The organism is Pseudidiomarina planktonica, from assembly GCF_900177775.1.
Taxonomy (GTDB): domain Bacteria; phylum Pseudomonadota; class Gammaproteobacteria; order Enterobacterales; family Alteromonadaceae; genus Pseudidiomarina; species Pseudidiomarina planktonica.
This window is the reverse complement of record NZ_FXWH01000003.1, coordinates 186,771-202,464: the sequence shown is the minus strand read 5'-3', so window position 1 is coordinate 202,464 and position 15,694 is coordinate 186,771. Positions and strand designations below refer to the sequence as shown.

Annotated in this window: 11 protein-coding genes; 3 read left to right on the top strand and 8 right to left on the bottom strand. The window is 48.4% G+C overall.

Annotated elements, in window-relative coordinates:
• Positions 1-4 precede the first annotated feature (4 nt).
• Both rpiA and serA read left to right on the top strand, forming a co-directional pair.
• Entirely contained in the window at positions 5-670 is a 666-nt protein-coding gene (rpiA, locus tag CCE91_RS11070) for a ribose-5-phosphate isomerase RpiA (protein ID WP_086435358.1), read from the top strand.
• 36 nt (positions 671-706) lie between these two features.
• On the top strand, positions 707-1,948 hold the full coding sequence (gene serA, locus CCE91_RS11065) for a phosphoglycerate dehydrogenase (RefSeq protein WP_086435357.1): 1,242 nt from the start codon (positions 707-709) through the stop codon (positions 1,946-1,948).
• Here serA and phoU read toward each other — a convergent pair.
• From phoU to CCE91_RS11025, 8 genes are all read right to left on the bottom strand, one after another.
• A complete protein-coding gene (gene phoU / locus CCE91_RS11060) occupies positions 1,945-2,664 on the bottom strand; it encodes a phosphate signaling complex protein PhoU (protein WP_086435356.1) in 720 nt (239 codons plus the stop codon). The genes serA and phoU overlap by 4 nt on opposite strands.
• A 17-nt stretch (positions 2,665-2,681) precedes the next feature.
• On the bottom strand, positions 2,682-3,500 hold the full coding sequence (pstB, locus tag CCE91_RS11055) for a phosphate ABC transporter ATP-binding protein PstB (RefSeq protein WP_086435355.1): 819 nt from the start codon (positions 3,498-3,500) through the stop codon (positions 2,682-2,684).
• Positions 3,501-3,523: 23 nt separating this feature from the next.
• Positions 3,524-5,182 carry a phosphate ABC transporter permease PstA gene (gene pstA, locus CCE91_RS11050; protein WP_086435354.1) on the bottom strand — a complete coding sequence of 553 codons (1,659 nt, stop codon included), beginning with the start codon at positions 5,180-5,182 and terminating at the stop codon, positions 3,524-3,526.
• A gap of 15 nt (positions 5,183-5,197) precedes the next feature.
• Positions 5,198-7,447 (bottom strand): ABC transporter permease subunit, encoded by a 2,250-nt coding sequence (locus tag CCE91_RS11045; RefSeq protein ID WP_086435353.1) that lies wholly within the window; start codon positions 7,445-7,447, stop codon positions 5,198-5,200.
• Positions 7,448-7,652: 205 nt separating this feature from the next.
• Positions 7,653-8,615, bottom strand: coding sequence for a PstS family phosphate ABC transporter substrate-binding protein (locus tag CCE91_RS11040; RefSeq protein ID WP_086435352.1), 963 nt, complete (start codon positions 8,613-8,615; stop codon positions 7,653-7,655).
• 143 nt (positions 8,616-8,758) lie between these two features.
• A complete protein-coding gene (gene phoR / locus CCE91_RS11035) occupies positions 8,759-10,096 on the bottom strand; it encodes a phosphate regulon sensor histidine kinase PhoR (RefSeq protein WP_086435351.1) in 1,338 nt (445 codons plus the stop codon).
• Positions 10,097-10,111: 15 nt separating this feature from the next.
• Positions 10,112-10,798, bottom strand: coding sequence for a phosphate regulon transcriptional regulator PhoB (gene phoB, locus CCE91_RS11030; protein ID WP_086435350.1), 687 nt, complete (start codon positions 10,796-10,798; stop codon positions 10,112-10,114).
• A gap of 91 nt (positions 10,799-10,889) precedes the next feature.
• Complete coding sequence (locus CCE91_RS11025; protein ID WP_234996331.1) at positions 10,890-12,056, bottom strand: endonuclease/exonuclease/phosphatase family protein; 1,167 nt, start codon at positions 12,054-12,056, stop codon at positions 10,890-10,892.
• Between the two features lie 351 nt (positions 12,057-12,407).
• Between CCE91_RS11025 and CCE91_RS11020 the strand changes: the two genes are divergently transcribed.
• Positions 12,408-15,557: a TonB-dependent receptor gene (locus CCE91_RS11020; RefSeq protein WP_086435348.1), complete on the top strand. Its 3,150-nt coding sequence runs from the start codon at positions 12,408-12,410 to the stop codon at positions 15,555-15,557.
• Positions 15,558-15,694: the final 137 nt, after the last annotated feature.

Genomic DNA, 15,694 nt, shown 5'->3' with positions numbered 1-15,694 from the left:
CCCTATGACATCTGCTCAAGATAAACAAAAACAGCAAGCCGCCGAAGCCGCCATCGAATACGTTGAGCGTGGCGCTGTGATAGGCGTTGGTACCGGCTCTACGGTGAACTTTTTTATTGATGCCTTAGCCGCTATGAAAAATGATATCGATGCCGCCGTTTCCAGCTCCGAAGCCTCTACTGCGCGATTAAAACAGCACGGTATTGAAGTAATTGAACTGAACAACGTGGCCGACTTACCGGTGTATGTAGATGGCGCTGACGAAATTGACCATCACCTGCGTATGGTAAAAGGCGGTGGCGGTGCCTTAACCCGTGAAAAAATTATTGCCGCAGTAGCCAAGAAATTTGTGTGCATTGCTGATGACAGCAAGCTGGTAAAACGCCTGGGCGGCTTCCCGATTCCGGTTGAAGTTATTCCAATGGCGCGTTCTTATGTGGCCCGCCAAATCGTGAAATTAGGTGGCGACCCCGTGTGGCGACAAGGCTTCACTACCGACAATGGCAACGTCATATTGGATATTCACAACTTTGATATCCTGAACCCGGTGCAACTGGAAGAAGAATTGAATAGTATTGTGGGTGTAGTCACCAATGGTCTGTTTGCTGACCGCGGTGCCGATATTGCTTTATTAGCCGGGCCTGATGGCATTACCAAAAAGACCCGTTAGCATAAACACACCATTAAAGTTAGGAAAGGATACCGCATGAGTCAGGTTTCGCTCGCCAAAGACAAAATCCAGATTTTATTACTGGAGGGCGTACATGACAGTGCAGTGCGCATTTTACAGCAGCACGGTTACAGCAATATTGAGTTTCTGAAAACCTCGCTGAGCGAAGCCGAGCTATGTGAAAAAGTGAAAGACGTGCACTTTATTGGTATTCGTTCCCGCACCCAGCTTACCGCTAAGGTATTCCAGGCGGCCAATAAGCTGGCGGCGGTGGGCTGCTTCTGTATTGGTACCAATCAGGTTGATTTAACCGCCGCGCGGGAACATGGTGTGGTGGTGTTTAACGCACCCTTTTCGAACACCCGCAGTGTGGCCGAGCTGGTACTGGCTGAAATTATTATGTTGCTGCGCCGCATCCCTGAAAAAAGCACAGCGGCGCACCAGGGTGGCTGGGACAAGTCTGCCGCAGGCTCCTTTGAAGCGCGCGGCAAAATACTGGGCATTATTGGCTACGGCCACATTGGCAGCCAGCTCAGCGTACTGGCCGAGCAAATCGGCATGCAAGTGCGCTTTTACGACACCGAAGACAAACTGTCACTGGGTAATGCCCTGCAGGTAGCCACTCTGGACGAGCTGCTGAGCATTGCCGACGTAGTGACTTTGCACGTGCCGGAAACCCCGCAAACCCAATGGCTTATTGGCGCTGAAGAATTACAGAAAATGCGCCCCGGGAGTATTCTTATTAACGCCTCGCGCGGCACTGTGGTGGCCATTGAGGCATTAGCTGACGCACTGCGCAGTAAGCACTTAGGTGGCGCTGCCATAGACGTATTCCCGGTGGAGCCGAAAGGCAACGACGAAGAATTTGAGTCACCCTTGCGTGGTATTGCGAACTGCATTTTGACCCCGCACGTAGGCGGGTCTACTCAAGAAGCTCAGGAAAACATTGGAATTGAAGTAGCCGGTAAGCTGGTGCGTTATTCCGATAACGGCTCTACCCTGTCGGCGGTGAATTTCCCGGAAGTGGCACTACCCACCCATGCCGGTTCCAGACGCTTGCTGCATATTCACGAAAACCGTCCGGGCATGCTAACCCGCATTAACCAAATTATGGCGGATCATAACATCAACGTGTCGGGCCAGTATTTACAAACAGATGCCAAGGTAGGCTATGTGGTGGTAGATATTGATACGCCGGCGGAGAGTAACTTAGCAGATACTGTGCTGGCTGAAATGCGGGAAATACCGGGCACGATTCGCGCCCGGGTATTGTATTAGGAAGTACGGCCTCTTACCGTTTGCTCCATAGACTCCGGAGAAACATGGCGTACGTCTTTGCCTTTCACAAAGAAGATAATGTATTCGGCAATATTCTGACAACGGTCGCCAATACGTTCCAGCGAGCGTGCTGACCACAGCACATTCATTACCTTTGGAATGCCACGCGGGTCTTCCATCATGTAGGTCATTAATTGACGCGTCAGGGCTTCGTACTGGCGATCGGCCTGAGCATCTTGCTGGTGTACTTCATAAGCCGCATCTAAGTCCATACGTGCGAACGCATCTAGTACGCGATGCAGCATGCTCAGCACCTGCTGGCCCAGATTTTCCAGGCTAACCAGAAACTCCTGCTGATCGTTGTTGAAGCTTTCCAGCGCTACTTTGGCAATACGCTCACCTTCGTCACCAATGCGCTCTAAATCGGCAATGGTTTTTAAAATGGCAATAACTAACCGTAAGTCGCTTGCAGCAGGCTGACGCTTGGCAATAATCTGCACACAGGCTTCGTCAATTTGCACTTCCATGGCATTGATTTTGTGATCGCTGCGCAGCACGTGCTCGGCCAGTTCCTGATCGGAAGTTTCAATAGCAATTAACGCATCGCGCAGTTGCTTTTCAACTAAACCGCCCATGCTCAGCACTTTATTACGCACCGACTCCAGCTCGTCGTTAAACTTGCCGGAAATGTGCTTGCTTACATTCATTTTATCCATGCTGCATGCTCCTTAAATTAACCGTAGCGACCGGTAATGTAGTCTTCTGTCTGTTTCTTTTCTGGCGTGGTGAACAAGGTATTGGTATCTGCATACTCAATTAACTTACCCATATACATAAACGCAGTTTGGTCAGACACTCGGGCCGCCTGTTGCATGTTATGGGTAACAATCACCACCGTATACTTTGACTTTAGTTCGGTAATTAGTTCTTCGATAGTTAACGTCGAAATTGGATCCAATGCCGAGGTTGGTTCATCCAACAATAGCACCTCTGGTTCAACTGCAATAGCGCGGGCAATAACCAAACGCTGCTGCTGACCACCGGACAAGCTAAATGCGGTGTCGCCCAGTCGGTCTTTTACTTCTTCCCAAAGTGCAGCGCCTTTTAACGAGCGCTCCACTACTTCGTCAAGCACGCGGCGGTCGTTCACGCCTTGCAGGCGCATACCGTAAACCACGTTCTCGTAAATGGACTTAGGAAATGGATTAGGACGCTGGAATACCATGCCAACCTTACGGCGCAAGGCCGCAGCATCTACGTCTTTGTCATAGATGTTTTTGTCATGCAGGATAATTTCACCGCTAGTCCGGCAAATTTCCACCAGATCGTTCATGCGGTTAATGCAGCGCAACAGTGTGGATTTACCACAACCTGATGGACCGATGAAAGCTGTTACCCGGTTTTTTGGGATTTTCATAGACACATCAAACAGCGCCTGCACGTCACCATAATGTAAATTCAAATCGCGAATTTCCATGGCGGTTTGTTCACTGGTCAGATTTTCTAAATCTAACGCTTCAGCAGTTGAGCTTGTCGGGGTTACCGAAATCATAATTAAGACCCTTAGCTACAATATTAGTGCTCTAACGAGCGGTATTTTTCACGTAAATGGTTGCGCACACCAATGGCTGTCAGGTTAAGCCCAACAATCACGGTTACCAACAGGAACGACGTGGCGTAAACCAGTGGTCGCGCAGCCTCAACATTCGGACTCTGGAAGCCCACATCATAAATGTGGAAACCCAGGTGCATAAATTTGCGGTCAACGTGTAAGTACGGGAAGTTACCGTCAACCGGCAACATCGGTGCCGACTTCACCACACCAACCAGCATGAGCGGAGCAACCTCACCTGCAGCTCGAGCAACGGCCAGAATTAAGCCCGTCATAATAGCTGGCGATGCCATTGGCAAAATAATCCGCCAAATGGTTTCAGCCTTGGTGGCACCCAGCGCCAGGCTACCTTCACGCAGCGTACTTGGAATGCGCGATAAGCCTTCCTCGGTAGATACAATCACCACCGGCAGCGTGAGTATTGCCAGCGTAATGGCTGACCACAGCACCCCTGGCGTACCAAAGGTTGGGGTTGGCAATGACTCTGGATAGAAAATCTGATCCAGGGTGCCACCCACCATATAAACAAAGAAGCCCAAACCGAACACACCGTAAACAATGGACGGTACCCCGGCTAAGTTAATGACCGCAATGCGAATAACCCGGGTAACAATGTTTTTGCCGGCGTATTCGTGCAAATAAACTGCCGCAATAACACCAAACGGCGTCACCAGAACTGACATTAACAGCACCATAAATACGGTGCCGAAAATAGCTGGGAACACACCACCCTCGGTATTGGCTTCACGTGGGTCTTCACTCACGAACTTCGCTACCTGAACGAAAAAGTGGCCCCATTTCTGGAGAATATTCATGTCGTTCGGGAAGGTAACATCCAACACCCGATACATGGGCAGCGTTACTTCTTCGCCACGCATGTCGCGCATAACTACAGCGTCACGACCTGCCTGGTCACGCAGCGCAAACAGCTCTTTCTCAATTTCCATGTAGTCTTCACGCAGCGCCGCTTGCTCAGACGCAATACGATCTTCTTCAGCAGGCGTTAACTTACCTTCCAGTTGCAGTCCACGACGTTCCAGTCGTAGTTGCTCGATCTGGTAGTTAATAGTGCTGATTTCATCGTTCTGCAGGTCCATGGCCTGCTCGTTAAATTCTACCGCCCGCTCAATGCGCTCGAATAACACGTCGCGCAAGTTGCTTTGCGACGTCAGCACAGATTCGCCGTTCTCCAGAACATCTACCGGATAACCGTAGAAATTACCGTCTTTTGAGCGTTCAATGACCGCCAAATCTTTCGGCGTGGTATCACTTACTATGGAAGGCTCAAGTACCCAGGTGAAATCCAGCGGTACATATTCGCGGTTACCAACCTTAATCAGGTAGCGCTGCAGCACCGGCGAATCATAGTCCTCCAGAAACACGCCTGATTCATTCAGCCGACTAACCGGAATTTCTTCCGTTTCGTAACGCTCGCCAATCAGTACTGTGGTAGCCCCAGTTGGCGTTTGCACTTGCATCTCATGAATGGGTGCAGGCCAAAAGAAACTTAAGCCGCGCCAGGCGATCATCAGCAAGAGGCCAATAACCGCAATCAAGCTGATACTAACTGCCCCGGCGGTAAGCCAGATCCAGGGCTTGCCTGATTTAAACCAGTGATTCATGGTTAATCCTCTCGCTTACATTGAGCTGTATTTTTCACGTAACCGCTGGCGCACAAGCTCTGCCACCGTGTTAAACATGAACGTAAAGATAAAGAGTACGAATGCCGCCAGGAACAGGATACGGTAGTGAGTACCCCCTACTTCCGACTCCGGCATTTCTACCGCGATATTGGCAGACAAGGTACGCATACCCTCAAAAATGTTCCAATCCATAATCGGCGTGTTGCCGGTTGCCATCAATACAATCATGGTTTCACCAACCGCACGGCCTAAGCCCATCATCACCGCCGAGAAAATACCCGGGCTGGCAGTTAGCAACACTACCTTGGTCAGGGTTTGCCAGGTAGTTGCACCTAGCGCCAATGAGCCATTGGATAAGTGCTTAGGTACGCTGAATACCGCGTCTTCGGCAATCGAGAAAATGGTCGGAATAACCGCAAAGCCCATGGCCACACCAACCACAATCGAGTTGCGTTGGTCGAAAGTAACGCCCAGTTCATTAGTAATGAAACCACGCACATTGCCGCCGAATAACAACTCTTCCACCAGTGGGCTTGCCGCAAACGAGGCCCAGCCAACGAATAGAATAAATGGCAGCAAAATTAACGCAGCGCGACCGTCGGTCAGCTGTTGCCGTATTTTTTGCGGCAGCTTAGTACTAATAAAGGCCAGCAACACAATGGTCAGCGGAATCAGTATCAGCACCGACACTATACCGGGCAAATACTGCTCAATAATCGGCGCCAGCCATAGCCCGGCCAGGAAACCAAGGATAACCGTTGGTAACGCCTCCATGAGCTCGACCGTGGGCTTCACCACTTTGCGCACCGACGGTGACATGAAGTAAGCAGTATACACTGCCGCCGCCAAACCTAAGGGCACCGCCACTAACATAGCGTAAGCCGCTGCTTTAATAGTACCGAATGAAATTGGCACCAGGGAGAACTTAGGCTCAAAATCATCGGAGCCAGAGGTAGACTGCCAGGTATAAGTTGGTTCCGGATAACCTTCGTACCAAACTTCCTGCCAGATACCGCTCCAGCTTACTTCCGGATGCTCGTTATCCAGATCATAGAAGTGCATCTTATTATTTGCTTGCACCATCAGGCTGTTGGCGCGAGGGTCAATAACTGCACGCTCTGCCGCGATATCGGCTGGCCGTTCCTGATACAAGTTTGCTTCCGAGGTGGTGTGGAATACACCCAGCTCGCCGTTCGCATCTATGGCATAGAAAGTACGGCGGTAATACTCCACCACAATTTCAGTAATAGCTGCTTTAGCAGCCTGAAACTTGCGAATATATTCATATTGGCGGCCATCATCGGAAGGTACCTGGAACCACTGACTAATAGCACCACTGTCATGGCCTAACACTAGTGAACTGGCACCAGCTAGCAGCTCCATAGTGGTTACATTACCAAGCTCCTTGGCATTCACGTTCAGCAGTTGCGATTCACTTACGCTGCCGTCTATGGCTACGTCGAACACGTAAACCCGATTCCCCCGGCGCGCAAATACCTGGCGCAAATCTGGTGTTACTTCAAGCTCGTCAACAGTGCCATTAAATTCAACTTCGGTGAAGTTTGATTTCAGCTCTACGGCACCTGTCATAAAGTTCTCAGAACCAACGAACTTATTCACAATAAAGCGGTTGTCGTCAGTTACGGCCGCAAACAGCATAGACTCGCCGTCGTAGTCATACGCCAACTTACGAATAGCCTGACCAGCTTCGTCTACCTGCAGTGGTTCAGAACCGGAAATAATATCAACCACAGGCACAATAGTGCGTAAGTCGTTCGGGAAGCTTACCCGGAACTTCGGCTGTACCACGGTAACGAAGCCTTGCGAATGAGCAAGTGCGTATCTGTTATTTTGTGGCGCTGTCATAGCAAAAGCTGTTGGCGCGGAATCAGTCACCAGTTCGCTCAACAACACATCGCCAATATTGCGATTCAGGCGCTCACTGGCCTCGGTTGCAAAAAATATCAGTTCACCAAGGTCGTTGAAGCGATAGCCAATTTCACTTTGTTCCTCAACACCCATGGCCAAAGTAGAACCACCACCAGGGATATCGAAATCGTATTGCTTTTCAACATCAACTGAGCGGAATATTGGCTCAACCACGTAAAGTAGATAGAAAAATATCAGCAACAGTGCAATTAGCACCATGCCGCCACCAAAAGTGACGCCCCACCGCGTAGCGCGATCTTTAAATAATCGTCCGCGGTTTGCTGCTAACTGACTTTGTTTTGTGTTGGTGGTCATCGACAACCTCAACTCCAGTTCGAAATTCAGTGCAATTTCACTGAGGGTAAATTTTACTGTGCACAGTATAAACTGCAATCATGACAGTATTGTTACAGTGCTGTCATATTTCTGCACTTTTTCTGTCATATTTCCAACTATAAGCACATGCTTAAAACACAAAAAAGCCGGAAGCGTTAGCTCCCGGCTTCTATTAAGCATGATTTTAGTTTAAGCCAAGACGTTCAAGTTCTTGCTCAACTACTGCTTTTGGAACTGGAATGTAACCGTCTTTATCAACGATTTGCTGACCAGTTTTAGACAGAATCATTTTCAGGAACTCAGCAGTGGCCGGGTCCAACGGGTCGTTCGGATGCTTATTTACATAAACATACAGGAAGCGAGCCAGCGGATATTTACCTGCCAGTGCGTTCTCGGTAGATGCTTCAATAAATTCAGCACCTTCAGCCGGCGCGATAGGAACCGCTTTCACACCAGAAGTAATGTAACCGATACCTGAGTAACCAATCGCGTTTACTGAGGTAGAGATTGACTGAACTACCGAAGCCGAACCTGGTTGCTCGTTCACACCGTTACGGAAGTCGCCGTCACACAGTGCTACTTCTTTAAAGTAACCGTAGGTACCAGAAACAGAGTTACGGCCATAAATTTGTAAATCGCGGTTGTCCCAGGCGCCTTCTAAGCCTAAATCACCCCAACGTTTTACTTCCATGTTTGCGCCACATTTACGGGTAGATGAGAAAATTGCATCAACCTGCGGAATGGTCAAACCTTCAATTGGGTTGTCTTTATGTGCGAACACAGCCAGCGCATCAATAGCAACGCGAACTGCGGTAGGCTTGTAGCCATGACGCTTTTCAAAAGCTTCAATTTCTTTCGACTTCATAGCGCGGCTCATTGGGCCCAGGCTTGAAGTACCTTCAGTTAACGCAGGTGGTGCGGTTGAAGAACCGGCAGCTTGCACCTGAATATTTACGCTAGGGTACAAACGCTTAAATTCTTCCGACCAAAAGGTCATCATGTTGGCCAAAGTGTCAGAACCAACAGAAGAAAGATTTCCGGATAATCCGCTAACTTTTTCATATTCAGGTAAGTCGTCGGTTGCCGCATTTGCAGTAAACATGGCACCAGCTAAACCCATTGCAACTAATACATTTTTTAGTTTCATTTTAAGCTCCAGTTCGTCAACACTGTAATTCAGCGTTTTAACAGTCAACGAGGGCAAGTATAGGAGGTCAATGTGACAGTTTAATGACAAATAACTTTAAATTGTCATATTTCAGTAAAAAACTAGTAAACCGACAAAAACACTTAAACGTTAGAATGGCGCATACGCTGCCGAGCCGATCCCGGTTGCTGCACAACCAACTCGCCAGGTACCCGGAAATAGAAGTGACTACCGCGGCCGTAAACAGAGTCTATATGTAAGTGGCAGTGGTGGTGGTCCAGCGCTTGCTTCACAATTGCCAGCCCTAAGCCGGTTCCACCTTTCGCACTGTTACGGTCGTCGTCAACCCGATAAAACCGTTCCGTTAATCGATGTTGATGCTCGTTTGCGATGCCCGGCCCGTTGTCTTTCACACTGAATTCCATTTGATCACCAACCGGACGCCAGGTTACTTGTATCTTTCCACCCGGTGCTGTGTAGTCAATGGCATTCGCCACCAAATTAATCATAGCGCTGCGAATTTCGCTCTCGCGGCCATGCATAGAAATAGGTGCCACTGAGAATGTAAGCTCGTGTTGCTTGTCCTGATTTAACTGCTGCATTTCGGTTTCAATGTTGCTCAACAAGTGCGGCACGTTAATGGTCAGTTCAAATAAGTCCTGTGCAGGCGATTCCATGCGTGATAGCGCTAATAGCTGATCAACCAGATTGCGCATGCGCTGACTTTGCGCACCCATGTCTGCGACGGCTTTTTGCAGCATAGGTGCCGGCACATTGGCTGGGTCTTCAAGCATTTCCAGGTAGCCCTGAATAACCGTTAACGGAGTTTTCAATTCATGTGAAACATTGGCCACAAAGTCTTTACGCATTTGTTCCAGTTGCTTCAACTGGGTCACGTCGCGGGCAATCAGAAGGTACTGGTCTTCACTGTATGGCATTACCCGAATTTCTAGCTCCAAGTCGTCGCGCACCGGCGATTCAATGGTAATGTCGTCGCCAAACTCGGCTTGCTGTATGTACCTGACAAAATCAGGATCACGAACCAGGTTAGACAGGCGAATACCGCTGTCGCCCGGCCACTTCAAACCAAAGTAAAATTGCGCCAGCTTATTACACCACAACAATGAACCGTCACTTTTGAATACAATAGCGGCATCGGGAATGGCTTCTGAAGCCTCACGAAAGCGTCTTAATAAGCGAGCCAGATCACGGCGACGTTTTTGACTACGCCGTTGAGTGCGGTAAATACCATCAAAAATATAACTCCAACTACCGGGCGCAGAAGGAGGTAATAAGGTGCGGCTTTGCCACAACCAGCGAATAAGCTTCAGCTGGTGATGGTAATGCCAGGCCATTAGTACAATTAAACCTAATGCCAGACATAACCAGAACGCGCCGGTTAGTAGCCCCAGCACCAAAAACGGAGCCAGAAAAATAATGAAGCTCCGTAATATAAATAGCACCGAGTATTTTTTATCCATAGCCCGACAAATTCTTTAACGACTGGAGAAACGATAGCCTACACCACGTACGGTCTGAACAAAACGGTCGAAACCATGTTCTGTCAGTGCTTTCCGTAAGCGGCGAATGTGTACATCTACGGTGCGGTCTTCAACGTAAACGTTGGTTCCCCACACGTGATCAAGTAACTGCTCACGACTATAAACGCGCTCTGGGTGAGTCATAAAGAAGTGTAGCAATTTAAATTCGGTTGGGCCCATGTCAATGGACTGGCCGTTACCCGAAATTCGATGTGACACCGGATCCAGCTTTAAGCCTTCAACTTCTAATGGCTCATCTAACACTGTTGGCGCTACGCGACGGAATACAGCGCGCATACGAGCCATCAGCTCTTTTGGAGAGAAAGGTTTGGTAATGTAATCATCAGCACCAACTTCAAGGCCGCGAATTTTGTCTTCTTCTTCGCCGCGTGCGGTCAGCATAATAATTGGAATGTTGCGAGTGAAGTCATCGCCTTTTACTTTCTTGGCCAATTGGATGCCTGAACCACCTGGCAGCATCCAATCCAGCAAAATCATATCCGGAAAAGGTTCAACAATTTTTCCCAGTGCAGTCTGAAAATCACCAGCTTCTATCGCCTGATAACCATGCTGCTCCATTACGAAACTCAGCATTTCTCGAATTGGCGCTTCATCTTCTACGATCAGTATTTTTCTCGACATGTGCATCCACCTAGGGTCCTGTTAGCACCGCCAATTATGGAGTAACTATATGACACTTTTATGAAATTGATACACTTTTGTTAAACTATCTTTAATCCGTTAACTTTATGTCGATCCAAACCAGTCGATGATCGGATGTTGCTTCACGATTTTCAACTAAACGAGCCAAGTCACTTTCTTCGGTAGGCCAGAATACACCGGCATCTTTTACTTCTATACCAAACTTGGAGGGCAGCACGTAGTCAGCCCGTTTACGCCACCCGGCGGTATGATACTTAGCGTAAGCTGATTCCGGGCTATGCGCAGCCCCGCCTTCGCTAGCCGGTATTGGTTCGGCCTGAATCAACGGGCTATTGAGCAATTGCTCAATAGTTCCGGTAACATTTTCATCGCCTTCAACAGACGCATTTAAGTCGCCCGCAATCACAAATCGTTGGTGCTGGGCTAAGCCACCGCTAGTGTTAGCGTCATCGTAAATATACTCGCTCTGCCCCGGCGTTACGTAATCTGCCCAAAACCGAACTTCGTCGTGGTTGCGCTTGCCGTTCCGGTCTTCAGGTCCGTCAAATACCGGTGGGGTTGGATGGCTAACCAATACATGTAATTGCTTGTCACCTACTTGTACCGGTACATCCCAATGGCTTTTCGAACTAAGCGGCATGCTTGCCAGTATTTCATCGGAGTACCAGGCTTCGCCAGTTTCCGGAACTTCGGGTAGCAATGCGCCGGGCATGTCTTGCCAAAGAAAGTGCTGAAAAGTTCGTACTTGATCCGTCACAATCGGATAACGAGACAATACCACCATGGCATAGTGGCCTTCGTAAAAACCAAATCCCCAGGCATCATTTTGGCGGGCATCTTTTTTGCCGTCGCGATTTAAATCAAAGCCAGAGGGAACCCCGGTGTTCACCGGCGCCAAATAGAAATACGGGTAACTAATAGGTTCAGCGCCCTGCTGCGATTGCGCCAAATACTTTTCCAGAAAAACCTGAATACCAACGTCTGCTGGCAAATAGTCGAATTCGTTTAACACCAGAATATCTGGCCGGGTACGTTGAATAACTTCGGCCACCCCGCGTAGCTGAGGATGCCCGTCGGCCAGCGCATTTTTTAAGGCGTCAGCGCCTTGTTCCGCCCACAACTCTGCAGGTAAATAGTTAGTCGCATCCATGCTCACATTAAAGGCCGCAACCCGAATGCCGCTGCTTTTACTCGGGTCTGCCCGATTCGCTTCGGTGCTATTGGCCGCTGCATTCATAAAAAAGATTCCCACTATAAAAAATGCACTAAAAAACTTATTTGGCATTGACGACCTCTGGTACAAAGGGCTGGAGCAGTTGACTGACAACGGCTCATGAAAAAGGTTCCGATTAATTCGAGCTTATCTCAATCTTAACTATGCAATTTAGTCAGAGATCGCTTAAAATACTGTCATCTTACTGCAACATTCGACCCAGATAATGTGCGTTCGATAATGTACACAAAGTTTGAAAAGAAGTTGAGGTTAGTGGTATCAGCTTCATAAAAGTGACATACAAATCGATTAATGTGTACACACTGGTTTAACCAGACTCAGATTTTAAAACAACAACCCTAGGATAGAGCAATCATGTTTACATCGAAACCCTCTCGCATTGCAGCAGCGGTAGCCCTGGCCATCGGCATCTCTGCTTCTGCGTACGCGCAAGACACGGCTTCCAGCCTGCGTGGTGTTATCACCACTGAAGCTGGTTCTACCGTTGCGAACGCTAACGTTGTCGTAACCGACCAACGTACTGGCACCACTCGTACCCTAACTACGAATGATTCTGGTACTTTCTCAGCTCGTGGTCTTCAGGTTGGCGGTCCATACCGCATTGAAGCAACCGACCCTACAACGGGTGTAACCACGGTTGAAGAAGTATTTCTAACCCTGGGTGACACGTCAAACGTGAACATGACGTTTGAATCGCAAAGCGTTGAGCGTATCGCTGTTACCGGTAGTTCAATGATGAACTCAAACTATGGCGGTACTGGCCCGGCTTCAACTTTCGGTTTACAGACGCTGGAAACTGCGCCTGCAATTAACCGCGACATCAAAGACGTTGTGCGTATTGACCCACGCGTTTATGTTGATGAAAGCTTCGGCGACGGCATTCAGTGTGCCGGTGCTAACCCACGTTTCAACAGCCTGACTGTTGACGGTGTGCGCTTAAACGATAACTTCGGTCTGAACAGCAATGGTTACCCTACTGAGCGTATGCCATTCTCTTATGACGCGATTGAGCAGGTTGCCGTTGAATTAGCACCTTTCGATGTAAAATATGGTGGCTTCACTGCCTGTAACATTAACGCTGTTACTAAATCTGGCCAGAACGAAATGTTCGGTGGCGTATTCTATGACTACACCAACGATTCATTACGTGGCGATGAGCTGGAAGGAACGCCAATTGATAACGGCGACTACTCTGAAAAGCGCTACGGCATCAACTTAGGCGGCGCGTTAATTGAAGACACATTGTTCTTCTTCGCAGCCTACGAAAAATATGAAGGTGTAAGCAACTTCACTCGTGGTCCTGGTGGTTCAAACGCCGGTACGCCAGTATTTGGTGTTTCACAAGCACAGCTTGACCGCATTGCAGCAATCGCGCGTGACCAGTATGGTTATGAGCCAGGTAACCCAATTGCTTCTTCACCTGTTGAAGATGAAAAATTATTGGTGAAATTAGATTGGCAGATTAACAATCTTCACCGTGCTGCCTTCACTTATAACTACAATGACGGTGGCTCAGTTTCTCAGTCGGACGGCGACAACGATGAGTACGAGTTCTCTAACCACTATTATAATCGTGGTGCTGAACTGACTTCATACGTTGGTGAGCTTTACTCTGACTGGACTGATAACTTCTCAACTGAAATGCGTGCTGGTTACACTGAGTTAGATAACACTCAGCAAAGCTTAAGCCCTACGCCTTTCGGTGAAGTGCAAATCACTACCTTTAACGACCACGACGGTAACGGCGAAGATTCACGCGCCACCGTTTACATGGGCGTTGATGACTCTCGTCAGGCGAACGACCTGTACTATGACACTTCATTCTTCAAGTTAGCTGGTACTTACTTTGTTGGCGACCACGTAATTTATGGTGGTTACGAATACGAAAGCTATGACGTATTCAACAAGTTCGTACAGCACGCTATTGGTGAATACCGTTTCGATTCAATTGATGATTTCGAAGCTGGTACTCCGGCACGCATCTACTACGGTAGCGGCGCTGGCACCAACAACCCTGACGACGCAGCTGGCGCTTTCGGTTATGCAATCCACACTGCGTACCTGCAAGACGAATACTACATGTATGAGCATGACCTAACCCTGACTTTCGGTTTACGTTATGACTGGTACACCAGCAGCGATTTACCGCGTGAAAACGAAAACTTTGTTGAGCGTTATGGTTTCACCAACGCGCAAAACTTAGACGGCAAAGGTCTGTTACAGCCGCGCTTTGGCTTTAACTGGATGCCAACTCCTGAGTTAGAAGTACGTGGTGGTGTTGGCTTGTACTCTGGTGGTAACCCGAACGTATGGTTAGCGAATAACTATCAAAGAAATGGTATCTCTCAGATTCAGTTACAGGACCGTACACGTCCGGATCTGTTCGATATTCCATTATCTGGCGATGGCCAACCAATTTACGACATCCCGCAGAATTTGTTCGATGGCGTTGCTAATGCATCAGGTGATAGTGAAGTAAACGTGCTTGACCCTAACTTCGACATTCCGAGCGAATGGAAGTACGCCTTAGGCGCAACTTACACCTTCGATAGCGGTTATGTGGTGATGGCTGACTTGCTTTATACCGATCGCCAGGAAGCAGCAACTATTGTTGACCTAGCATTAGAGCAAACTGGTACTGCACCAGACGGACGCCCGATTTACGCCAGCGCGTTTGACGACGGCCGTACTGAAGACTTCATGCTGACTAATACCGACAATGCTGGTAGTCAGTTCTCGTTCTCAACCTCAGTTAGCAAAAACTTCGACTTTGGTTTAGACCTGAGCTTGGCCTATGCCTACACAGAAGCAGAAGACGCATATCTGATGGGCAGCTCGGTTGCGTACTCTAACTACACGCAAACAGCTACCTCTGACATTCAGAATTCACCAATTGCTACTTCTAACTACGAAATCCCGCACCGCTTTACCTTACGTGCGCTGTATCAGAAAGACTTCGTAGATGGCTATACCACAACCTTTAGCCTGTTCGGTTCACGTAACAAAGGCCGTCCGTTTAGCTACGCGTTTGTTGAATCTCCGTTCGGTGACTACGCCTTTGGCCGTCAGTTACTGTACGTACCAACTGGTGCTGATGACACTAACGTAGTATTCGGTCCGGACTTTGACACTGATGCGTTCTTTGACTTTGTTGAACAGTCAGGCCTGGACAAATTCGCTGGTGGTATTGCGCCACGTAACGAATTCGAAGGCAAGTGGTGGACCAAGGTTGATTTCAAGATTTCTCAGGAAATCCCTGGCTTCACCGACGGTCATAAAGCTAAAGCGTTCTTTGTTATTGAGAACCTTGGCAACATGCTGAATGACGACTGGGGTGTATTCTATCAACCAGGTTTCCCACAAATCAGCGATATCGTTGATGGTGGTCTAACTGCTGATGGTACTCAGTTCCAGTTCAACGAATTCTTCCAGCCTGGAGGCCAGTCACGTGTAACCGGTGCTTCATTATGGGAAGTTCGTGTAGGTGTTGAATACAAATTCTAACTTTAGAATTAGCCAAAAGCCCTCGCCTTGTGCGGGGGCTTTTTTTTGGTTAAATCGACTATTTTGTTGCCTAATTCACAAAGGCGATTTGAAAGTATATTTGTAAGTGTATGTTTCAATTATAAAAATAATCTGGC